At 69.5% G+C, this 20,751-nt stretch carries 18 protein-coding genes; 6 read left to right on the forward strand and 12 right to left on the reverse strand.

Annotated features, from left to right (window positions below):
* Positions 1-13: 13 nt before the first annotated feature.
* The 4 genes from ACZ67T_RS05090 to panB all read right to left on the reverse strand — a co-directional run bounded on the left by ACZ67T_RS05090 (position 14) and on the right by panB (position 3,006).
* The gene (locus ACZ67T_RS05090; protein WP_100592061.1) at positions 14-838 is read right to left on the reverse strand and encodes an ABC transporter permease; all 825 of its coding nucleotides are present in this window, start codon (positions 836-838) and stop codon (positions 14-16) included.
* Entirely contained in the window at positions 835-1,875 is a 1,041-nt protein-coding gene (locus ACZ67T_RS05095) for an ATP-binding cassette domain-containing protein (protein ID WP_469981616.1), read from the reverse strand. The genes ACZ67T_RS05090 and ACZ67T_RS05095 overlap by 4 nt, the downstream gene beginning before the upstream one ends.
* 67 nt (positions 1,876-1,942) lie before the next feature.
* Positions 1,943-2,107 (reverse strand): hypothetical protein, encoded by a 165-nt coding sequence (locus tag ACZ67T_RS05100; RefSeq protein WP_469981617.1) that lies wholly within the window; start codon positions 2,105-2,107, stop codon positions 1,943-1,945.
* A 23-nt stretch (positions 2,108-2,130) separates the two neighbouring features.
* On the reverse strand, positions 2,131-3,006 hold the full coding sequence (gene panB / locus ACZ67T_RS05105; protein ID WP_469981618.1) for a 3-methyl-2-oxobutanoate hydroxymethyltransferase: 876 nt from the start codon (positions 3,004-3,006) through the stop codon (positions 2,131-2,133).
* A 207-nt stretch (positions 3,007-3,213) separates the two neighbouring features.
* Here panB and ACZ67T_RS05110 point away from each other — a divergent pair, with 207 nt between their 5' ends.
* The 4 genes from ACZ67T_RS05110 (at position 3,214) to ACZ67T_RS05125 (ending at position 8,135) form a co-directional block, all read left to right on the forward strand.
* Positions 3,214-4,806 (forward strand): MFS transporter, encoded by a 1,593-nt coding sequence (locus ACZ67T_RS05110; protein ID WP_469981619.1) that lies wholly within the window; start codon positions 3,214-3,216, stop codon positions 4,804-4,806.
* Positions 4,807-4,885: 79 nt separating this feature from the next.
* Positions 4,886-5,494 carry a TetR/AcrR family transcriptional regulator gene (locus tag ACZ67T_RS05115; RefSeq protein WP_469981620.1) on the forward strand — a complete coding sequence of 203 codons (609 nt, stop codon included), beginning with the start codon at positions 4,886-4,888 and terminating at the stop codon, positions 5,492-5,494.
* Positions 5,495-5,692: 198 nt separating this feature from the next.
* Positions 5,693-6,724: an endonuclease/exonuclease/phosphatase family protein gene (locus ACZ67T_RS05120; RefSeq protein ID WP_469981621.1), complete on the forward strand. Its 1,032-nt coding sequence runs from the start codon at positions 5,693-5,695 to the stop codon at positions 6,722-6,724.
* Positions 6,725-6,875: 151 nt separating this feature from the next.
* On the forward strand, positions 6,876-8,135 hold the full coding sequence (locus ACZ67T_RS05125) for an MFS transporter (protein ID WP_469981622.1): 1,260 nt from the start codon (positions 6,876-6,878) through the stop codon (positions 8,133-8,135).
* Between the two features lie 109 nt (positions 8,136-8,244).
* Here ACZ67T_RS05125 and ACZ67T_RS05130 read toward each other — a convergent pair whose 3' ends face one another.
* From ACZ67T_RS05130 to ACZ67T_RS05150, 5 genes are all read right to left on the reverse strand, one after another.
* Positions 8,245-9,999 carry an NAD+ synthase gene (locus tag ACZ67T_RS05130; protein WP_469981623.1) on the reverse strand — a complete coding sequence of 585 codons (1,755 nt, stop codon included), beginning with the start codon at positions 9,997-9,999 and terminating at the stop codon, positions 8,245-8,247.
* 426 nt (positions 10,000-10,425) lie between these two features.
* Positions 10,426-11,472, reverse strand: coding sequence for a LacI family DNA-binding transcriptional regulator (locus ACZ67T_RS05135; RefSeq protein WP_469981624.1), 1,047 nt, complete (start codon positions 11,470-11,472; stop codon positions 10,426-10,428).
* A gap of 73 nt (positions 11,473-11,545) precedes the next feature.
* Positions 11,546-13,183, reverse strand: coding sequence for a type 2 periplasmic-binding domain-containing protein (locus tag ACZ67T_RS05140; protein ID WP_469981625.1), 1,638 nt, complete (start codon positions 13,181-13,183; stop codon positions 11,546-11,548).
* Positions 13,184-13,232: 49 nt separating this feature from the next.
* Entirely contained in the window at positions 13,233-14,141 is a 909-nt protein-coding gene (locus ACZ67T_RS05145; protein ID WP_469981626.1) for a carbohydrate ABC transporter permease, read from the reverse strand.
* Complete coding sequence (locus ACZ67T_RS05150; protein ID WP_469982260.1) at positions 14,138-14,992, reverse strand: ABC transporter permease; 855 nt, start codon at positions 14,990-14,992, stop codon at positions 14,138-14,140. Before ACZ67T_RS05150 ends, ACZ67T_RS05145 begins: the two co-directional genes overlap by 4 nt.
* Before the next feature lie 345 nt (positions 14,993-15,337).
* Between ACZ67T_RS05150 and ACZ67T_RS05155 the strand changes: the two genes are divergently transcribed.
* The gene (locus ACZ67T_RS05155) at positions 15,338-16,312 is read left to right on the forward strand and encodes a hydroxyacid dehydrogenase (RefSeq protein WP_469982261.1); all 975 of its coding nucleotides are present in this window, start codon (positions 15,338-15,340) and stop codon (positions 16,310-16,312) included.
* Between the two features lie 49 nt (positions 16,313-16,361).
* Positions 16,362-17,156, forward strand: a complete 795-nt coding sequence (locus ACZ67T_RS05160; protein ID WP_469981627.1) for a carbohydrate binding domain-containing protein — start codon at positions 16,362-16,364, stop codon at positions 17,154-17,156.
* Between the two features lie 69 nt (positions 17,157-17,225).
* Here the strand turns inward: ACZ67T_RS05160 and ACZ67T_RS05165 are convergent, their stop codons facing one another.
* From ACZ67T_RS05165 to ACZ67T_RS05175, 3 genes are all read right to left on the reverse strand, one after another.
* Positions 17,226-19,172: a S53 family peptidase gene (locus ACZ67T_RS05165; protein ID WP_469981628.1), complete on the reverse strand. Its 1,947-nt coding sequence runs from the start codon at positions 19,170-19,172 to the stop codon at positions 17,226-17,228.
* A 214-nt stretch (positions 19,173-19,386) separates the two neighbouring features.
* Positions 19,387-20,004, reverse strand: a complete 618-nt coding sequence (locus tag ACZ67T_RS05170; protein ID WP_469981629.1) for a DUF305 domain-containing protein — start codon at positions 20,002-20,004, stop codon at positions 19,387-19,389.
* The gene (locus ACZ67T_RS05175; protein ID WP_469981630.1) at positions 20,001-20,666 is read right to left on the reverse strand and encodes a DUF3105 domain-containing protein; all 666 of its coding nucleotides are present in this window, start codon (positions 20,664-20,666) and stop codon (positions 20,001-20,003) included. The genes ACZ67T_RS05170 and ACZ67T_RS05175 overlap by 4 nt, the downstream gene beginning before the upstream one ends.
* Positions 20,667-20,751: the final 85 nt, after the last annotated feature.

The following is a 20,751-nucleotide window of genomic DNA, read 5'->3' on the forward strand; positions in this document are numbered from 1 at the left end:
GTCCGGGTGAACGTCAGTTCTTGGTACGGAACTTGTGGATCGCGATCGGAGCCATCACGAGCGTGAGGACCGCGGACCAGATCACCGTCACCCACACGTCGTGCGCCACCGGGCCGCCCACCATCAGGCCGCGCGCGGAGTCCGCGAGCGAGGAGAGCGGGTTGTAGTCGGTGAAGGCCTGGAGCCAGCCCGGCATCGACTGAGTCGGCGCGAAGATCGACGAGCCGAACTGCAGCGGCATCAGGACCAGGAAGCCCATGCCCTGCACGGCCTGGGCACTCTTCATCACGACGCCCAGTACCAGGAAGATCCACATGATGGACGTGCCGAAGAGGGCGGTGAGGCCCACGGCGGCGAACAGGCCGGGCCAGTTCGTGATGTCGAAGCCCACCAGGAGGCCGACGATCATCATGATCGTCGTCGCGATGAGGAGCCGCATCAGCTCCACCACGATCTTGGCGAAGAGGACCGAGCCCTGACCGATCGGCAGAGTCCGGAAACGGTCCATGATGCCGTTCTGGAAGTCCTGGTTGAACCCCGTGCCCACCGCCATGGCGATGTTCATGCTCATCATCGCCATCATGCCCGGGACCACGTACTGCACGTACTGGTCCTGGCCGCCGCCGAGTGCCTGGCCGATGGAGCCGCCGAAGACGTACACGAACAGGAGCGTGAAGACGATCGGCATCAGGACCGCGTCGAACATCGACTCGGGGTCCTGGCGGATCCACAGCAGATTGCGGCGGACCAGCGCGCCGGTGTGACGGATGTGGGAGCGCAGGGAGATGCGCGAGTCGGCCTCGAGGTTCAGGGGAGGCGTCAGCGTGGTGGCGCTCATACGGCGGCCCCTTCGAGCTCGGAGGTACGGGTGTCGTCCTGCGGGGCACTGGCCTTCTGGCCGGTGATGGACAGGAACACCTCGTCCAGACTGGGCAGTTCGGTGGCGATCGAGCCGATCGTGATGCCGCGCGCGGTGACCGCGCCGACCACGGCGGTGAGCTGCTCGTCGCTGAGGATCGGGACCAGGACGGTGCCGGCCTCGGTGTCCACCGTCGACGTGGCGAGGCCCGTGAGGCCCATGTCGTCGAGGGCGGCGGCCAGCGGGCGCAGCTCCAGCGGGTCGGCCGGGCGGATGCGCAGGGTGCGGCCGCCGACCTTCGCCTTGAGCTCGTCGATGGCGCCGCCCGCGATGACCTTCCCGCGGTCGATGACCGTCAGCTCGTTGGCGAGCTGCTCGGCCTCCTCCATGTACTGGGTGGTGAGGAGCACCGTGACGCCGTCGTTGACCATGCGCTTGACCTCGGCCCACACCTCGTTGCGCGTGCGGGGGTCGAGGCCGGTCGTCGGCTCGTCCAGGTAGAGGACGGCCGGGCTGCCGATCATCGACGCGGCGAGGTCGAGCCTGCGGCGCATGCCGCCGGAGTACGTCTTCGCCGGGCGCGTGGCGGCCTCGGTGAGGGAGAACCGCTCCAGGAGCGCGTCGGCGCGGGAGCGGGACTCCTTGCGGGACAGGTCGAGGAGGCGGCCGATCATGTACAGGTTCTCGCGGCCGGAGAGCTTCTCGTCGACCGCGGCGTACTGGCCGGTGAGACCTATCACGCGGCGCAGCTGGCGGGGCTGCTTCGCCACGTCGTACCCGGCGACGAAGGCCGAGCCCGAGTCGGGGGTGACGAGGGTGGACAGGCAGCGGACCAGCGTGGTCTTGCCGGCGCCGTTCGGACCGAGCACGCCCATGACCGTGCCCTCGTGCACGTCCAGGTCCACGCCGTCCAGCGCCTTGGTCTCGCCGTAGTGCTTGACCAGCCCCCGCACGGTGACGGAGGCCGTCCGGCCACCGTCGTCACTGTGTGGGGGGTTCTTGTCGATTCGCGTCATGACGTACAAGGTGCCAGGTGCCACCGACAATCCACCGACAGGCGGCCGACAGCCCCGTGTACGGCACCTACAGAACGGCGACAGACGGGCAGTACGGGTAGTACGGGCAGTACGGGTAGTACGGGCAGTACGGGTAGTACGGGTAGTACGGGCAGTACGGGCTGTGCGGAAGGAGGGCGGAACGGCAGCAGCCCGCCGACGGGGGAAGATCGGCGAGCCGCTGTGGTGCCACTTTGGTTCAGGTGGTGGTCCGGGTCAGTGGACCGAGTGCTCCTCCTGGGGGAACGTTCCGCCGACCACGTCCTGTGCGAACGCCTTCGCCGCCTCGCCCATGACGCCGCGCAGATCCGCGTACTGCTTCACGAAGCGCGGCATCTTGCCGCCGGTGAGGCCGAGCATGTCGGTCCACACGAGGACCTGGGCGTCGCACTCGGGGCCCGCGCCGATGCCGACGGTCGGGATGTTCAGGGACCGGGTGACCTCGGCGGCCAGCTCGGCCGGGACCAGTTCGAGGACGACGGCGAACGCGCCGGCGTCCTGGGCGGCCTTGGCGTCACGCAGCAGTCGGTGCGCGTCCTCGTCGCCGCGGCCCTGGACGCGGTACCCCATGGTGTTCACAGACTGCGGTGTGAGGCCCAGGTGGGACATGACCGGGATGCCGGACTGCACGAGCAGCTCGGTCTGGGCCAGCGAGCGCTCGCCGCCCTCCAGCTTCACCGCGCCGACCCCGGCCTCCTTGACCAGGCGCGTCGCGGACCGCAGGGCCTGTACGGGGCCCTCCTGGTACGAGCCGAAGGGGAGGTCACCGACGATGAGGGCGCGCTTGGTGCCCCGTACGACGGCGGCCGAGAGCATCGTCATCTCGTCGAGGGTGACGGGCACGGTGGTCTCGTACCCGAGGTGACAGTTGCCCGCGGAGTCGCCGACGAGCATGACCGGGATGCCGGCCTCGTCGAAGACGGACGCGGTCATCGCGTCGTAGGCCGTGAGCATGGGCCACTTCTCGCCGCGTTCCTTGGCGAGCATGATGTCGCGCACCGTGATGCGCCGGTTGCTCTTGCCCCCGTACAGCGCCTTGTTGCCGCTGTTGCTGCTGTCGGGGTTGTTCTGGGCAGCCGAAAGCTGCGTCATCGCAACGGCTCCTTCTGTTGTCTCGAGGCGCCCTTACGGCGTCCCCGGATCCCCTCCATGGTGGCACCGCGTGCCGAGGAATGGCTAGGGGGGTGTGCGCCGGTCGGGTCACTCCGCGAGCGGGTCTCCCTTCTGGTTCGTAAAGTCTTCCTAAGGACTTCCAATACGAGACGGTCTCGTATCGAAACTGCCCCTAGGGTGAGTCCCATGACCACTCCTGCCGTTCCCGAATCGCCGCGCATACCGGAGGCTGTGCACCGCCGCCGATGGGCGATCCTCGGCGTGCTGATGCTCAGCCTGCTGATAGTCGTGCTCGACAACTCCATCCTGAACGTCGCGATCAAGACGATCTCGACCCCGCCCCCCGTGGGCCTCGGAGCCACACAGGGCGAGCTGGAGTGGGCCATCAACGCCTACACGCTGGTCTTCGCCGGCCTGCTCTTCACCGCGGGTCTGCTCGGTGACCGGCTCGGGCGCAAGAAGGTGCTCGTCGGCGGCCTCGTGGTGTTCGGCCTCGGCTCCGCCCTGGCCGCCGAGTCCGGCTCGCCGGTCCAGCTCATCATCTTCCGGGCGATCATGGGTATCGGCGCCGCCTTCGTGATGCCCGCGACGCTCGCCGTCCTCATGAACGTCTTCGAGCGCGACGAGCAGCCCAAGGCCATCGGCATCTGGGCGGGCGGCGTCGGCATCGCCATCGCCATCGGCCCCATCACCGGCGGCCTGCTCCTCGACCACTTCTGGTGGGGCTCGGTCTTCCTGGTCAACGTGCCGATCGTGATCATCGCGGTCGTTCTGATGCTGGCCCTCGTGCCGGACTCCCGCGACCCCAACCCCGGCCGTATCGACCTGGTGGGCGTCGGCCTCTCCGTCGTCGGACTCGTCCTGCTCGTCTACGGCATCATCAAGGGCGGCCAGCTCGCCGACTTCGCGGACCCCGTGGTCCTGTTGACCATCGCGGCCGGACTCGTCGTCCTCATCGGCTTCGTCCTGTACGAGAAGCGCAGCGACCACCCGTCCATCGACATCAAGTACTTCAAGAACAAGGTGTTCTCCGCGGCCATCGCCGCCATCGCGCTCGTCTTCTTCGCGCTGATGGGCGTCACCTTCTTCTCGGTCTTCTACACCCAGAGCGTGCGCGGCTACTCGCCGCTGCAGACCGGCCTCCTGATGCTGCCGCTCGCCGCTGCCCAGCTGATCTTCGCGCCGCGCGCCCGGCTCGTCGTCGACCGCTTCGGAGTGCGCGCCACGACGACCGGCGGCCTGGTGATCCTCGCCGCGATGCTCGCCGCGTTCACGATCCTCGACGCGGACACGCCCATCTGGATCCTGGAAGTCGTCTTCTTCCTCATGGGTACGGGCATGGCGCACGTCATGACCCCCACCAGCGTCGTCATCATGCAGGCCCTGCCGCGCGAGAAGGCGGGCTCCGCGTCCGCCCTGAGCAACACGTTCCGGCAGGTCGGCGGCGCCCTGGGCATCGCCGTACTCGGTTCCGTGCTGTCCACCGCGTACCGCAGCGGCATCGAGGACAAGCTCGGCCTGCTGCCCGCCGGGCTGCGGCACACGGCGGGCGAGTCCATCGAGGCCACCCTCGGCGTGGCGGCGAAGCTCGGCCCGCGCGGCGACGCGCTGGTCGGCGCGGCCAATGACTCCTTCCTGCACGCCATGCACGTGACCGCCTTGTGCGGGTCCGGCATCGCGCTGGTCAGCGCCGTCGTCACCGTCCTGTTCCTGCCGGGGCGCCCGCCGAGGACCACGGCCCGGCAGAGCGAGGAGGAGACCGTCGGGGCGGGTCGCTGACCTGCACCCGTCGTGGCAGGGCAGCGACCGGCTGAGACAATCGCCGGTACGCAAGGCTGCGGGAAGGCGGAGAGGCGGAGTGGTCGTGGACGTGGATGCGGGGCGCGCGGTGCGGGGGCGCCCGCGCAGCGAGGCCGTCGAACGGGCCATCGTCGAGGGCGTCCTCAAGCTGATCGAGGACGGCGTCCCGCTCACCGAACTGTCCATCGAGCGGATCGCCCGCACCGCCGGCGTCGGCAAGGCGACCATCTACCGGCGCTGGTCCGGCAAGGAGGAGCTCTTCGTCGAGGTCCTGCGCATCATGGAGGAGCCCGACCCCGAGCTCCCGGGCACCTCCATGCGCGACGACCTGATCGGCCTCCTGGAGCACCTGCGCAGGCGCGGCGTCTCCCTGCGGTCCTCGGCCCTGCTGCACAACGTCTTCGCGCAGATGAAGAGCCTGCCGAAGCTCTGGGAGGCGTACCACGACACCGTGATCGAGCCGCGCCGCCGCGTCATGTTCGACGTGCTGCGGCGCGGCGTCGAGAACGGTGAGCTGCGCGCCGACGTCGACATAGAGCTCATCAACGACTTCATCGTCGGGCCGATGCTGCTGCGCACGATCATCCGGCCCGACGCGCCGCTCGCCGACGACCTCTCCGAGCAGATCGTCGACTGCGCACTCGCCGGGCTGCGGCCACAGGACTGAAGCCGCGGGGCCAGCGGACTGAATATGCGCGTTTCGTCACAGAGGCCCCATGCGTGCCGTCGATCCGGAACCCCGGGCGCCGCTGCGCTCGTCCTCGTGCCCGTACGGCCGTCGTGGACGGCGAGGAGGGCGCCGATCATCCCCTAGGGTTTCAGGGCGAGGTCGGTGTGCACGGCAGGGCAGTGAGGCGACGACGGTATGGCGCAGGGGTTCAGGACGGAAACGGGTGGCGGCGGCTCGGGGCACCAGCGTTCCAGAGACCCGCTGCGCCGCCTGACCGGCGGGTGGCGCGGTGACCGGGGGATCTGGCGGCGCGGGGTGGTCCTCGCGGCACTGGCCGTTCTGGTCGCGCTCGTCATGCTCTTCCACGCGCAGATCCCCAACACCCTCGGAAACCTGGGCTCCCTCACCGAGACCTTCCTTCCCTGGCTCGGTGTGTTCGTGCCCGTCCTGCTCGTCCTGGCCGTCGTGCGGAAGTCCGCGACGGCCCTGATCGCGGTCCTGGTCCCGGCCGTCGTCTGGCTCAACCTCTTCGGCGGGCTCCTCACCGACAAGACCGCCGGCGGTGGCGACCTCACCGTCGCCACCCACAACGTCAACGCGGAGAACCCCGACCCGACCGGCACCGCCGACGCGATCGCCGCCTCCGGGGCGCAGGTCGTCGCCCTGGAAGAGCTGACGGCCGACGCCGTTCCCGTCTACGAGAAGGCGCTCGCGCAGACGTATCCGTACCACTCCGTCGCCGGCACCGTCGGGCTGTGGAGCAAGTACCCGCTGAGCGGGACGCGGCCCGTCGACATCCAGCTCGGCTGGACGCGCGCCATGCGCACCACCGTCGCCACGCCCCAGGGCGACGTCGCCGTGTTCGTCGCGCACCTGCCGTCGGTCCGGGTCAAGATGCACGCCGGATTCACCGCCAGCCAGCGCGACACCTCCGCCGACGCGCTCGGCGAGGCCATCTCCGACGAGACGCTCGGGAAGGTCATCCTGCTGGGCGACCTCAACGGCACGATGAACGACCGTGCGCTGAACGGCGTGACGTCCCAGATGCGGTCCACACAGGGTGCCGCCGGCAGTGGGTTCGGGTTCAGCTGGCCGGCCTCGTTCCCCATGGCCCGTATCGACCAGATCATGGTCAAGGGTGTGGAGCCGGTCACGTCGTGGACCCTGCCCGAGACCGGCAGCGATCATCTGCCGATCGCGGCGAAGGTCGATCTCACCCGGTCCTGACGTCCGCGTTCGTTCCTCACACCCGTTGTTGACTCGGTGGAAACCGGGGCCTCACCTCACGGAATACTTGGCGCGGGAGAGTTTGTTCCGGACGTAAACTTACGGATTCCCGCGTCTCCCGCCCGTCTTCCCGTGGAAGGTCCCCTTTTTCATGCCCCTGGCCCTGCTCGCCCTCGCCGTGGGCGCCTTCGGCATCGGCACCACCGAGTTCGTGATGATGGGCCTCCTGCCCAACGTCGCCGACGATCTGCACATCTCCATCCCCTCCGCCGGTCACCTCGTCTCCGCGTACGCCCTCGGCGTCGTCATCGGCGCCCCGCTCCTCGCCGCCCTCACCGCGCGCATGCCCCGCCGACGCGTTCTCGTCGCGCTCATGGTGCTCTTCGTCGCCGGCAACGCCGTGTCCGCCGCCGCGCCCGACTATCACCTGCTCATGGCCGCGCGCTTCGTCAGCGGGCTGCCGCACGGCGCCTTCTTCGGCGTCGGCGCCGTCGTCGCCACCTCGCTCGTCGCGCCCGAGCGCAAGGCCCGCTCGGTGTCCCTGATGTTCCTCGGCCTCACCGTCGCCAACGTCATCGGCGTCCCCATCGCCACGCTCATGGGCCAGCAGCTCGGCTGGCGCGCCACGTTCCTCGCCGTCAGCGCCATCGGGCTCGTCGCGATCACCGCGCTCCTGCTCCTCGTCCCCGCCGACCACGGCCACGGCGAGAGCGGCGGGCTGCGCGGTGAGCTCAAGGCCCTCGGCTCCCTGCCCGTGTGGCTCTCCCTCGGCACCACCGTCGCCGGGTTCGGCGCGCTCTTCGCCGCGTACAGCTATGTGACGCCGATGCTCACCGGCACCGCCGGGTTCGCCGAGGCGAGCGTCACGCTGCTGCTCGCCCTGTTCGGCGTCGGCGCCACCGCGGGGAATCTGCTCGGCGGGCGGCTTGCCGATCGCTCCCTGCGCGGGACCCTGTTCGGGGGGCTGGTCTCGCTCGGTGTGGTCCTTGCCCTGTTCCCTGTCCTGATGCGGGCCGAGTGGAGCGCCGCGGTCGCTGTGGTGCTGCTCGGTACGGCCGCCTTCATCACCGGGTCGCCGCTCCAGCTCATGGTCATGGAGAAGGCCTCGGCCGCACCCTCCCTCGCCTCCTCCGCCAACCAGGCCGCCTTCAACCTCGCCAACGCCGGCGGCGCCTGGATCGGCGGGCTCGCCCTCGCCGCCGGGTTCGGGCTCACGTCCCCCGCGGTCGCCGGGGCCGCGCTCGCCGTCCTCGGGATCGGGGTGGCCGGGGTTGCCTACGGGGTCGACCTGCGTCGGTCCCGGCTCGTTGCCCCTTTTGCCACGGCGGGGCACGGGCTCCTCGTGGCCTCGCATCTGCCCGATGCCGCTTCTTCGGCTCCGGAAGCGGGGGAGCCCACCCGTCGCCGGTGATGCGACGGGTGGGCTCCGGGGTCCGGGCTCGGGGCCGGGGAGTTGGGGCTGCGGATCGAAGGGCTGCGATCGAAGGGCTGGGGATCGGAGGGCTGGAGGGCGGTGGCTGTTACGCCGACTCCCGCCAGCTGTTCGTGATGGGCAGGCGGCGGTCCTTGCCGAAGCCCTTTGCCGAGATCTTCGTGCCCGGCGGGTACTGGCGCCTCTTGTACTCCGCCGTGTCCACCATCCGCAGGGTCCTCGTCACCAGGTCCGCGTCGAACCCGGCCGCCACGATCGCGTCCGCGCCCCTGTCCCGGTCCACGTACATCGCCAGGATCGCGTCCAGCACCGGGTAGTCCGGCAGCGAGTCCGTGTCCACCTGGCCCGGGCGCAGCTCCGCGCTCGGCGGCTTCGTGATCGAGTTCTCCGGGATCGGGGGAGTCTGCCCGCGCTCGGCCGCCGCCCGGTTGCGCCACTCGGCCAGCCGGAAGACCGACGTCTTGTACACGTCCTTGATCGGGCCGTACGCGCCGACCGAGTCGCCGTACAGCGTCGAATAGCCCACCGCCAGCTCGGACTTGTTGCCCGGCGCGAGCACGATGTGGCCCTCCTGGTTGGACACCGCCATCAGCATCGTGCCGCGCAGCCTCGACTGCAGGTTCTCCTCCGCGAGGCCCGTCAGGCCCAGCGACCCCATGTACGCGTCGAACATCGGCTCGATCGGCACCGTACGGAAGTTGAGGCCCGTACGCTCGGCCAGCTCCGCCGCGTCGCCCTTCGAGTGGTCCGAGGAGTACTTCGACGGCATCGCGATGCCGTACACGTTCTGCGCGCCCAGCGCGTCGCACGCGATCGCCGCCGTCAGCGCCGAGTCGATGCCGCCCGACAGGCCGATCAGTACCGAGCGGAAGCCGTTCTTCGCGGCGTAGGCGCGCAGGCCCACGACCAGCGCCGAGTAGACCTCCTCGTCGTCGTCCAGGCGGTCCGCGTAGCCGCCGGTCAGCTCCGGCTCGTACGCCGGGACGTGGTCCTCGGAGATCGTCAGGTGGTCGATGCGCAGGCCGTCGTCGACCGTCCCCGTCGGGGCCTCCGGCTTCGCCGCCGGGAGGTCCAGGTCCAGGACCACGCAGCCCTCCGCGAACTGGGGTGCCCTGGCCACGACTTCGCCCGCCGCGTCCACCACGATCGAGTCGCCGTCGAAGACGAGCTCGTCCTGGCCGCCGATCGTGGCGACGTACGCCAGCGTGCAGCCCGCCTCCTGGGCGCGCCCCCGCACCAGGTCCAGGCGGGTGTCGTCCTTGTTCTGCTCGTACGGCGAGGCGTTGATCGAGATCAGGAGGCCGGCGCCGACGCTTCGGGTGGCCGGGACGCGGCCGCCGTCCTGCCAGAGGTCCTCGCAGATGGCGAGCGCCACGTCGATTCCGCGTACGCGGATCACGGGCATCGTGTCGCCCGGCACGAAGTAGCGGAACTCGTCGAAGACGCCGTAGTTCGGGAGGTGGTGCTTGGCGAATGTCAGGGCGACCCGGCCGTCGTGCAGGACCGCGGCGGCGTTCTGGGGGGCGCCCGCGGGCTGGCCGTACTTGGGCTGGGCCTTCTCCGAGCGGTCCAGATAGCCGACGATCACGGGGAGGTCGCCGTGGCCCTCGTCGGCGAGGCGCCTGGCCAGGGCGGTCAGTCCCCGGCGGGACGCCTCGACGAAGGACTCGCGCAGGGCGAGGTCCTCCACCGGGTAGCCGGTCAGGGCCATCTCGGGGAACGTGACCAGGTGCGCTCCCTGTTCGGCGGAGTGCTTGGTCCAGCGGATGATCGCCTCGGCGTTCCCGGCGAGATCTCCGACGGTCGAGTCGATCTGATTCAGAGCGAGACGTAGTTGAGGCACTAGGTCAGTTTAATCGTCTGACTGACGCGATGTCCTCTCGGGCCGGGGAGTGGAGGGGGTGGGTCCGGCTCGGTCTTCGGGGGTCGGCTTTCGGCGGCCGGTGTGTTGGTGGGTGCGGGTGCGGGTGCGGGTGCGGGTTTCGGGTTCGGTGTGGGTGTGGGTGTGGGTTCGGGCGCGGGCTCGGTGCGGGGGCGGCAGGTGCGTTTTTGGGTGCGGGGCCGCGGGGGCATGTACGTGCTCGCTGTTCTATCGGTGCACGTCAGCCAGTTGATTGCCGGTACGTGGTGCTGGTGGCTCCGCGCGCACATGCCCCCACGTCCCCTCCCGTTTCGTACGCGACTGGCCGCCCGGTGGGGCTTCGCCGTCTCCGGCGCTGTCTCGTATGCGGCCGACCGGTCGGTGGGACTGCGTGTCTTCGTACGGCGCTCAGTGGCGGTGGGGGCGGACGCTGTCTCTGATCACTATGTGCGTGCCCAGGAGGTGGCGTTGCTGGCCGGGGCGGGTCGTGCCTGTCAGGGCCAGTCTTACGGCCGTGCGGCCCATTTCCGCTGCCGGGATGTGCACCGTGGTGAGGCCGGGGGTGATGTCTTCTGCCACCGGGTCGTCGTTGTAGCCGACCACCGAGATGTCCTCGGGGACTCGTAGGCCCGCCTCCGCCAGTGCGCGGATCGCCGCTGCCGCCACGCGGTCGTCGCCCGCGAAGACCGCAGTGAAGTCCGGCTTGCCGTTGCACTTGTCCAGCAGATCGCGCATCGCCTCGTAGCCGTGGTGCTGGCCGAAGCCGATGCCGTGCAGGATCGCGTCCGAGCGGGGGACGCCGTGGTCGTCCAGGGCTCTGAGGTATCCCGTTACGCGGTCCTCGCCCGTGGTGTTGCCCGGCTGGTAGCCGATCATCGCGATCTTCCGGTGGCCGGCGCCCAGGAGGTGGCTCGTTATCGCGTGGGCGCCCGCGCCGTTGTCGTACTCCACCACGAGTGCGGGGACGTCGGGTGCCGGTGCCGGTCTGCCGCACAGGACCAGGCGCGAGCCCGCCGCCGCGAGTGCCTCCGCGTAGTGCGCCATCCGCTCGCGGTACTCGTCGTCCTCGATGACTCCGCCGACCAGAACCACGGCCTCCGCCGCCTGTTCCCGCATCATCTGGACCAGCGCCAGTTCGCGGGCCGGGTCGCCGCCCGTCGAGCAGACCAGGGTGAGTCTGTTGTGCTGGGCCGCTTCCATCTCCACGCCCTGCGCCACGGCCGCGTAGAACGAGCTGACCACGTCGAACATCAGGACCGCGATCGTCTTGCGTCCGGTGCCGGCGAGGGCTCGGGCGTGCGCGTTGACCACATAGTCCAGGTCCTTGACCGCTCTTTGGACCTTGGCGCGCGAAGCCGCCGACGTCGGGTAGTTGCCCGCCAGGACCCGCGAAACAGTCGCGACGGAGACGCCCGCGCGCGCGGCCACGTCACGGATGGTGACCCGCTCACCCACTGTTGTCTCTCCTCAACTTGCCTGTCCGGGGCGGGCGATGCCGCCCCGGACCATCATGGACGATGCCGTGGGTTCAGTGCGCCGCCTCGTACTCTTCGGCGAATTCCTCCAGCGCCTGCTGCCCGCCCTGGCTGAGCCACTTCTTGTATACGGCGTCCCAGTCGGAGACCTTCCGGCGGCCCGTGACCGTGGCCGTCACGCCGTCGCTGATGATCTGGTCGAGCGTCGCGCCCTGCTTGTTGTACGTGTCCGACTGCAGGCCCCAGCGGTCGTTCGGCACCATCATCGGGACGACCTTCTGCTGCCACGAGTGCAGGCGCTCGACGATCTCCCCGTAGCCCGGCGCGTACAGGACCTGGGGCGCGTCGCTGAGGTACACGAACGGCAGGTTCACCTTCGACTCGACCAGGCCGAGCGGTGTCGCTATCGGGTTGTTGTCCTTGTCCCGCTTGAAGTGTGTTCCCTCCAGGCCGAAGTGCACCAGCTCGTACTCCTCGGTCCCGAACGGTGAGGCCAGGTAGTCGAGGATCCGCAGCATCAGCTTGACGCGGTCCTTCGACGCCTTCTTGATCACCGTGTAGCCGAAGATGCCCTGCGACTGCTGGTAGCCCGGTGTGGCGCCTTCGGGGGTGTAGGGGATCAGCGCGTCCAGGTCGAAGGCGTTCTTGATGCCTTGTGCCGAGCCGGGGTAGGAGAGGAAGCCGTCCGTCATGGAGAGGACCGTGCCGTTCCAGAACTGCGTCTTCAGATCCACCTGCGAGACGGATGTCGCTTCCGGGTAGTACGCGCCGGCCTTGCGCAGGTTCGACATGAAGTCGAGTGCGGTCTTGAACTCGTCCGTGCTCGCGAAGAACGTCGCCTTGTCGTCCTTGATGCGCCACTGGTTCGGCGCCCCGTGCCACGTGGCGTGCGTCTTGAAGCCGAAGTACGCGGTTGCCGAGGATCCCAGCGCCCACTTCTTGGCCGTTGTCGCCTCCTTGGCCAGCGTGGCGAAGTCCTCGGCGGACATGCCCGGCCGGTAGCCCGCCTTCGTGAACGCCTGGCTGTTGAAGTACAGCGTGTCCTGCGGCTTCGGGCGCTCCACCGGGACTCCGAAGATCCGGCCCGAGATCCGGCCCATGCCCTGCCACGCGTACGTCGGGATGCCCGCCAGGTTCGGGTAGTCCTTCACCGCGTCGCCCGACAGGTACTCGGTGAGGTCCGCGCAGCGGGACTTCACGAACTGCGCCTCGCGCGGCAGTACGTAGCCGCCGCCGATGTTGATGATGTCCGGCAGGTCGTCGCCCACGAACAGCGTCGCCATCTTCGTGCGGAAGTCCGCGTCCGGGACCACGGTGAACTCGACGTCCACGCCCAGAGCTTCGTTGATCGCCGCCCACAGCTTGTTCTGCGCCGCCGGCTTCGGGGGCGTGCCGTAGGTGATGGAGAGGACCTTGATCTTCTCCTTGCCCGTACCGGGCTTCTCCGCGACGGCCTTGACCAGCTTCGCGGGGTACGTGGTGTAGCCCGCCTGGACGCCCTGCGCGGTGGCCGCCAGGTCCGGCTTCGCGCCGGTGGCGGGGGTGAACGTCGGCCACGCGGCCGCCTTCTTGCCCGCGTTGGAGACCGAACCGCCGCCACCCGAGTCGGTGGAGCAGGCGGTGAGGAAGGGCGGGGCGGCCAGGGCGGCGCCGCCGACGGCTATGGAACGCAGCAGGGTGCGACGAGACATCGAGGAACCGGACACGTGAGTGGACCCCTTCGGGAAGGTGGGCAACTGGCTAGCTCTTGACGGCGCCGGTGAGCACGCCCTTGGTGAAGTACTTCTGGAGGAACGGGTAGACGAGGAGGATCGGGACGGTGGCGATCACCAGGACCGCCATCTGCGTCGTCTGCGGGGCCGAGACCATGCCGGCCTCACTGAGGCCCGTGTCGGAGATCTGCGCGCCGCCGATCACGTAGGTGCGCAGGACCTGCGAGAGCGGCCAGTGGTCGGACTCCAGGTAGATCGAGGCGTTGAACCAGGCGTTCCAGTAGCTCACCGCGTAGAACAGGCCGACCACCGCCAGGGCCGCCTTGGACAGGGGGAGCACGATCCGCCAGAACACGGTCCAGTCGCCCGCCCCGTCCAGTCGCGCCGCCTCGTACAGCTCCTCCGGTATTCCCTGGAAGAAGCCTCGAAGGACCACCAGGTTGAAGACGTTGATCAGGACGGGGGCTATCAGGGCCGCGTACATGTTCTGCAGGCCCAGGCCCTTGACCAGGAGGAACGCCGGGATCATGCCCGGAGGGAAGAGGAACGTGAAGAGGATGACGAGGAGGACCGGCTTGCCTCCCAGCACTCCTGGGCGGCTGAGTGCGTAGGCCAGGAACGATGTGCATGCCAGGGACGCCAGGGTGCCTGTCAGCGTCACGCCGATGCTCACGCCCAGCGCCTTGGTGACGATCCCGCCGCTGAGGATGTTGCGGTACGCCCGCAAGGTCGGGTCCGTGGGCCACAGGACCCAGCCGCCGTTGGCCACCACCTCCTTGTTCGACGCCAGTGACGTGGAGATGATCACCAGGAACGGGATCAGGACCAGGGCCAGGACGACCGTTATCGCTACCGCTTTGGCTGCTTGGGTGACCGGTTTAGGGCTTTCCTTCCACGCCGGGCGCGTGGGGTTCCTGGTGTTCATGACTGTGGTCATTTGTAGATCCCCTGTTCGCCCAGCTTGTGCGCCACCCGGTTCGCCGTGAAGACGAGCACCGCGCCCACCACGCCCTTGAACAGGCCCGCCGCTGCCGCGTATCCGGTGTCCCCGCCGACAATTCCCTGCCAGAACACGAAGGTGTCCAGGACCTCGCCCACCTCGGGTCCCACCGACTGGCGCTGGAGCAGCATCTGTTCGAAGCCGACCGACAGGATGTCGCCGAGCCGCATGATCAGGAGCAGCACGATGATCGGGCGGATGGACGGCAGCGTGACGTGCCAGAAGCGCCGCCAGGGGCCCGCGCCGTCGATCGCCGCCGCCTCGTAGTGCTGCTCGTCGACCTGCATCAGCGCCGCGAGGAAGATGATCGTGCCCCAGCCGGCGTCCTTCCAGACCACCTCGGCGACCACCAGCGGGCGGTACGCGTCAGGGTTGCCGATGATGTCGACCGTGTGGATCCCCGAGTCGCCCAGGAACGAGTTCAACAAACCCGTGTCGGACAGGACTTGCTGGAACAGCGCCACCACGATCACCCAGGACAGGAAGTGCGGCAGGTAGACCACCGACTGCACGAAGCGGCGCAGGAGGTCCGACGTGAGGCTGTGGAGGAGGAGGGCGATCGCCAGGGGGACGGGGAAGAAGAAGGTCAGCTGGAGCACCGCTATGTAGAAGGTGTTCCACGTCGCGTGCCAGAAGTCGGCGTCGCCGAACATCCGGGTGAAGTTCTCGAAGCCCACCCAGGGGCTCGCCCAGAGGCCGTCGAACGGGACGTACTCCTTGAACGCCACGGCGTTGCCGACGAAGGCGCCGTAGTGGAACAGCAGGAAGTAGGCCACGCCCGGAAGCATGAGCAGCAGGAAGGTGCGGCTGCTCCGAAACCGTTTCCAGAAGCTGTTCTGTCTGGGTTTATACATCTTTGGCCCGCTGCCCGGGGTGCCGGGGGGCTTCACCGCCTCGGTCTCGGGCCTGTCCTTCGCCACCGTGGGCACGGAAACCCCTCCGTCGTTGGAACAAGGTGAGCGGGAATCTAAAACGGTTACTACGCCGGGTCAACCCCCTTGTCTCCGAGATCTATTGACCAGTCTTCAGGGTTGGGCCTAGCCTCCTGACATCTTGAGGTAACCGGTTACTACAGATCTGCAGCTGGAGGGTGGTAGCGCGTGGCAGCACACCGACCGATCGCGGCACTGGCCATGGACGCCGAGGTGCTCGACCGGGTCATCCCGTCGGACCTGCGGCAACGGCTCGGGCGGTGCGCCGACCTCGCGCCCGTTGCGCTGACCGGGCCGCTCGGCACCCCCGAGGCCCGCGCGGTCCTCTCCGGAGTCGAGGTGCTGATCACCGGCTGGGGCTGCCCGCAGCTCACCTCGGACGTCCTGGCGCACGCGCCCCGGCTCCGCGCCGTCGTGCACGCCGCCGGATCGGTCAAGCCCGTCGTCTCGGACGCCCTGTGGGAGCGGCCCGGCATCACCGTGTCCTCCGCCGCCGACGCCAACGCGGGCCCCGTCGTCGCCTTCACGCTCGCCGCGATCACCTTCGCCGCGAAGAAGGCACTGCCCGTCGCCGCCCGCTACTCCGGCGGCTGGCCCGGCTTCACCGCCCGCGAGGGCGCCGACGGCCGCGTCGTCGGGATCATCGGCGCCTCCCGCATCGGCCGGCGCGTGATTGCCGGGCTGCGCGCCTCGGATGCGGGGTATCGGATCCTGCTCACCGATCCCTACGTCGGTGAAGGCGAGGCCGCCGCGCTCGGCGTCGAACTCGTCGAGCTGTCCGAGCTCTGCAGGCGCAGCTCCATCGTGAGCGTGCACGCCCCTCAACTGCCCGAGACGCGTGGGTTGCTGGGGGAGGAGATGCTGAAACTTGTGGCTGACGGCGGTGTCGTTGTGAACACCGCTCGGGGGTCGCTCGTCGACACCGAGGCGCTCGCTCGTGAGTGCGCCTCGGGCCGGCTCGACGCGTTTCTCGATGTCACCGACCCCGAACCGCTGCCCGCCGGGCACCCGTTGCTCACCCTTCCCAACGTCCTGGTCACCCCGCACATGGCGGGCGCGCAGGGCAGCGAGGTGCGCCGGCTGGGGCTGTACGCGGTGGAGGAGGCCGAGCGGTTCGCGCGCGGTGAGGAGTTGCTCGGGCGGCTTTCGCGGGGGGATCTCTCGCGGCTCGCCTGAGGGGCGGCGGCCGGGGTGCCGGGAGTGGGGCGGGGGTGTCCGGGGCGGGGTGACCGGTTCCACCACGTCGGTCGTGGAGAGCAGCGGTGGCGCGTCCACCACGCTGTGGAGCAACAACGTCTTCTACAACCTCGGCACCGGCCGATACGGCGGCAAGCCCGCCGAACACACCTGGCGCAACAACGTCATGTACGGCAACCACCCGGCGTCCGAGCCCGCCGACCCCGGCAAGGTGACCGCCGACCCGCTCCTCGCCGACCCGGGCTCCGCCGATCCCGCGGGGTACAGGCTGAAGGCGGGTTCCCCGGCGCGCGGCGCCGGGCAGGTCACCACCGGCTCCGGCGGCAAGGACTACTTCGGCTCTCCCGTGCCCGTCGCCTGTCGTCCCGACATCGGCGCCCACCAGGTCTCCGCGTTCGACGCCGCCGCCTGTGCGGGCGGGACCGACCTGGTCGCCAACCCCGGCTTCGAGACGGGCGTCCCGCCCTGGGCGCCCTCGGGGGCCGTCGCGGCCGACACCGCGAATCCGCACGGGGGCGGCTCCAGCCTGCGTGTCTCGGGGACCCCGAGCACGGCCGAGCAGAAGATCACCGTCGCGCCGAACACCACGTACACGCTCTCCGGCTGGGGGCGCGTCGACGCGTACGACACCCAACTCGCCGTGGGAGTGAAGAACTTCGGCGGGGCCGAGACCCGGATTCCCGCCTTCAGCGCGTTCGGCTGGCGCACCGGCAGCACCACCTTCACCACGGGCGCCACCAATACCTCGACGACCCTCTACTGCTACACCCGCACCGGTAAGGGCAGCGGCTGGTGCGACGACCTGAGGGTCGTCAAGCAGTAGCGCGTGGCAGGGAAATGAGGGCGGCGCCCGTCCCGGGGATGTCCCGGGACGGGCGCCGCTCTTCTCGGGTCAGCGACGGCCGAAGGACGTCACATAGCCCGGCGCCGGCGAGCCGACACCCGTCACGTCGTCGTAGCCGCGGACCGCCTTGAGCGAGCTGTCCTTGCCGAGGCTGCGCACGGAGGTCAGCAGGCCGTCGGCCGCGTCGAACCCGTTCGCGTAGTCGACGCGGACCACCGCGAGGTCACGGCCGGTCGGCCGGTCCGTCACGTCGTGGTAGATCTTCGAGCCGGAGCGGTCGTAGATCGCCGGGTTGGCGAAGCCGAGCGCGTGCCCGCCGCGGGCCTCCTGGACCAGCGCCTGCACACCCGCGATGACGGGCGCCGCCAGCGACGTGCCGCCGATACGGTACTCGTCGTACTTGAGCGAGCCGTCGGGGAACGTCTGCGACTGGCCGACGAGGAAGCCGGTGTTCGGGTCGGCCACCGCGGAGATGTCCGGCACCGTACGCATCTTCTGCGAGCCGCCGTTGGCGCGCGCCAACGAGTTCGGGACGACACCCTTCTGGTAGGACGGCTGCTTCACCGTCTTGCTGGTGCCGCCGCCCGCACCCGAGGTGTACGCCCCGGGGAAGGCGTCCCAGCTCTTGCCGTCGGCCGACAGGTTGGCCTTCAGCGTGCCCCAGCCGGTCTCGAACTGGTACTTGTCGCCCTTGCCGACGGCCAGCGACGTACCGCCGACGGACGTCACCCACGCCGAGTTGGCGGGCACGTCCACCTGCTTCGTGCCGGTGTGTGCCACCTCGTCGCCGTTGTCGCCGGACGAGAAGTAGAAGCCGATGCCCTCGATCGCGCCGTACTGGAAGATCTGGTCGTACGCGGCGGCGAGGTCGGGCGTCTGGTTGGCCTCGATGTCGCCCCACGAGTTCGACACGATGTCGGCGAGGTGGCCGTCGACGATCTTGCCGAGCGAGTCGAGCAACGCGTCGTCGTAGCAGGACGCGGCGCCGACGTAGGTGATGTCGGCCGCGGGAGCCACGGCGTGCACGGCCTCGACGTCGAGGGTCTCCTCGCCGTACCAGCCGGACGCCCCGCACTCGTCGGTCTTCGTGTAGTCCGCGGGCAGGACCTGCTTCAACTGGCCGCTGCGGTAGGCCGCGTCACCGTTGCGCTTGGCGTAGGTGGCCGCGTCCTTGGCGATGGTCGGCGAGGCGTACGCGTCGGTGATCGCGACACGGACCCCCTTGCCGGTCTTCGTGCCGGCGCCGTAGGCCGCCCGCAGCTGCTTGCCGGTGTAGCCCTTCACGGCGTACGGGGCCTTCTGGCCGTACGCGGACGGCGCGGTGCTCGCCGTCTTCGAGCCGAAGTACGACGAGAAGGGGCCGGCGTTGTGGAACACGGCGTCCGGCGGCGGCAGCGTCTCGTCGTGGTCCGCCTTGTGCGGCGCGCTGTCCAGGCCGGTCACGGTGAGGACCGCGCCGTTCAGGGACGCGGGCACCGTCGCGGCGGCCGTGGGCGCGCGGTAGGTGTGCTTGCCCTTGGCGTAGTTGTGCAGCTGGGCGCCGAACGCCTTCTCGGCGGCGGCGACCTCGCCCGATACGGAGATGTAGTGCTTGCTGACGTCGGTCACGGTGAGGCCCGAGGACTCGAGCCACTTCGTGACCTCGGCTATCTGGGCCTTGGTCGCGCCGAAGCGGGCCTGCGCCTGCTTGGCGCTGAGGTACTTGCCGTACGAAGCCGACTGCGGGTCGGACACGGCCTTCGCGTACGCCGCGAGGCCCGCCGCGTCGCGCCCTGCGAGGTAGACGCGGGCGTGCACGGTGGAGCTGTTCGACGTGGCACCCTGATCGGCCTTGGCCGTGGCCCAGAGCGGCTTGGTGCCGGTCAGTGCGTCGCGGGCACCCGGGTTCGGGTCGGCCTGGGCGACGGGTGCTGCGATGGCGAGCGCGCCGGCGAGCAGTGGCAGTGTCGCTGCCAGGCTGAGCCCGGCGCGGGCCGCGGCACGGGTGGATCTCATACAACCCCCTGCGATGTGGTTCGTCGCGTGTGGCGACTGTGATGCGCGTGCACTGTTCGAGCTGCGCACGCAACTGATCACTGTTGCGCCGAACCGTTCATGCAAGGGGAATGGAAGCGCCAAGAAGAGCCCAAGGAACGCCATCCGAGGGCGATTTGGGGCGGTACGTAATCGGGGAGGGGGTTTCCCTCAGGTGTTCCTGAGGTTTTCCTTCCTACGACCGGTCTTTCAACATCCCCGCCATCAGGTCGATTTCCGACTTCTGCGAGGCGACCATGCCCGCGGCGAGCCGCTTCTCCACCCCGACCTCACAGCGCTCGACGCACCCCTCGGCCATGTGGACGCCGCCCTTGTGGTGCGCGGTCATCAGCTGGAGGTACAGCACCTCGGCCCGCTCGCCGTCCGCCTTGCGGAGCTCATCGAGCTGGGTGTTGGTGGCCATGCCCGGCATCAGTGCGCCGTCCTGCCCCGCCGGCATGTCGCCCATGCCCATCCAGGACATCGGCGGCTTCGTGGACACCTTGGGCAGCCCCCACAGGTCGAGCCAGCCGAGCAGCATGCCCCGCTGGTTGGCCTGCGTCTGCGCGATGTCGTAGGCGAGGCGGCGCACCTCCTCGTCCTTCGTGCGGTCGCGCACGATGTACGACATCTCGACGGCCTGCTGATGGTGGACCGCCATGTCCCGCGCGAACCCGGCGTCGGCGGACTCGGCGCCCGGCACCCGCACGGACGCCGAACCGCTGTCGTCCCCGTCCGCGACCGCGTACGTGACCGCCCCGCCCGCGACGAGCACCGCCGCCACGGCCGGCGCGATCCAGGCCGCGCGCCTCACTGGGACAGGCCGTTGGTGCAGGCGGCACCCGGCTCAGGGGTCTGCTTGCCCTGGACGAACGCCGAGAAGAACGAGGCCACGTCCGGGTCGGTGGCGCTCTTCACGGTCCGCTGGTGGCCCCAGGCGCTCAGCATGATCGGGTCCTTCTGGTCCTGGTCCGGGCTCATCAGCGAGTACGGCGTCTGGCGGACCTTCGCCGCGAGCTTCTGCACGTCACCCGGGTCGGCCTTGTCCGTGTACGTCACCCAGACCGCGCCGTGCTCCAGGGCGTGCACCGCGTTCTCGTTCGGGATCGCCTTCTTGTAGACGTCGCCGTTGCAGTTCATCCAGACCTGGTTGTGGTCCCCGCCCACCGGCGGCGTCATCGGGTACGTCACCTTCTTCGCGACGTGGTTGCGGGTCAGCTTCCCCGTCCAGGTCTTCACGCCGTCCGAGCCGGTCTTGAACGAACCGGCCGACGACTTCGCGTCCGCGCCGTCCTTCGGCGAGTCGTCCCCCTTCGTGACGGCCCACGCCCCGACGCCGGCGAGAGCGAGGACGACGACGCCGCTCACCGCGATGGTGAGGACACGGCCGCGGCGCTCGCGGGAGCGCTCGGCGCGGCGCATCTCCTCTATCCGGGCCTTGCGCGTCGCGGAGCCGGTGTTCTTGGCGGAACCCATGGTGAGTCCTTCTGGGAAAGGGACGGGACGGCTGAACGGGTCCGCTGATCGTAGTGGGGAGCGGGGGGCGGTTGCCATGCCGTGT

It is taken from the genome of Streptomyces sp. NPDC107517 (assembly GCF_055582645.1).

Excerpts from the sequence above, each read along its gene's own strand:
- ACZ67T_RS05090 (WP_100592061.1), bottom strand. The coding sequence starts at position 838 with ATGAGCGCCACCACGCTGACGCCTCCCCTGAACCTCGAGGCCGACTCG.
- ACZ67T_RS05095 (WP_469981616.1), bottom strand. The coding sequence starts at position 1,875 with ATGACGCGAATCGACAAGAACCCCCCACACAGTGACGACGGTGGCCGG.
- panB (WP_469981618.1), bottom strand. The coding sequence starts at position 3,006 with ATGACGCAGCTTTCGGCTGCCCAGAACAACCCCGACAGCAGCAACAGC.
- ACZ67T_RS05110 (WP_469981619.1), top strand. The coding sequence starts at position 3,214 with ATGACCACTCCTGCCGTTCCCGAATCGCCGCGCATACCGGAGGCTGTG.
- ACZ67T_RS05120 (WP_469981621.1), top strand. The coding sequence starts at position 5,693 with ATGGCGCAGGGGTTCAGGACGGAAACGGGTGGCGGCGGCTCGGGGCAC.
- ACZ67T_RS05125 (WP_469981622.1), top strand. The coding sequence starts at position 6,876 with ATGCCCCTGGCCCTGCTCGCCCTCGCCGTGGGCGCCTTCGGCATCGGC.
- ACZ67T_RS05140 (WP_469981625.1), bottom strand. The coding sequence starts at position 13,183 with ATGTCTCGTCGCACCCTGCTGCGTTCCATAGCCGTCGGCGGCGCCGCC.
- ACZ67T_RS05145 (WP_469981626.1), bottom strand. The coding sequence starts at position 14,141 with ATGACCACAGTCATGAACACCAGGAACCCCACGCGCCCGGCGTGGAAG.
- ACZ67T_RS05150 (WP_469982260.1), bottom strand. The coding sequence starts at position 14,992 with ATGCTTCCGGGCGTGGCCTACTTCCTGCTGTTCCACTACGGCGCCTTC.
- ACZ67T_RS05155 (WP_469982261.1), top strand. The coding sequence starts at position 15,338 with ATGGACGCCGAGGTGCTCGACCGGGTCATCCCGTCGGACCTGCGGCAA.
- ACZ67T_RS05165 (WP_469981628.1), bottom strand. The coding sequence starts at position 19,172 with ATGAGATCCACCCGTGCCGCGGCCCGCGCCGGGCTCAGCCTGGCAGCG.
- ACZ67T_RS05175 (WP_469981630.1), bottom strand. The coding sequence starts at position 20,666 with ATGGGTTCCGCCAAGAACACCGGCTCCGCGACGCGCAAGGCCCGGATA.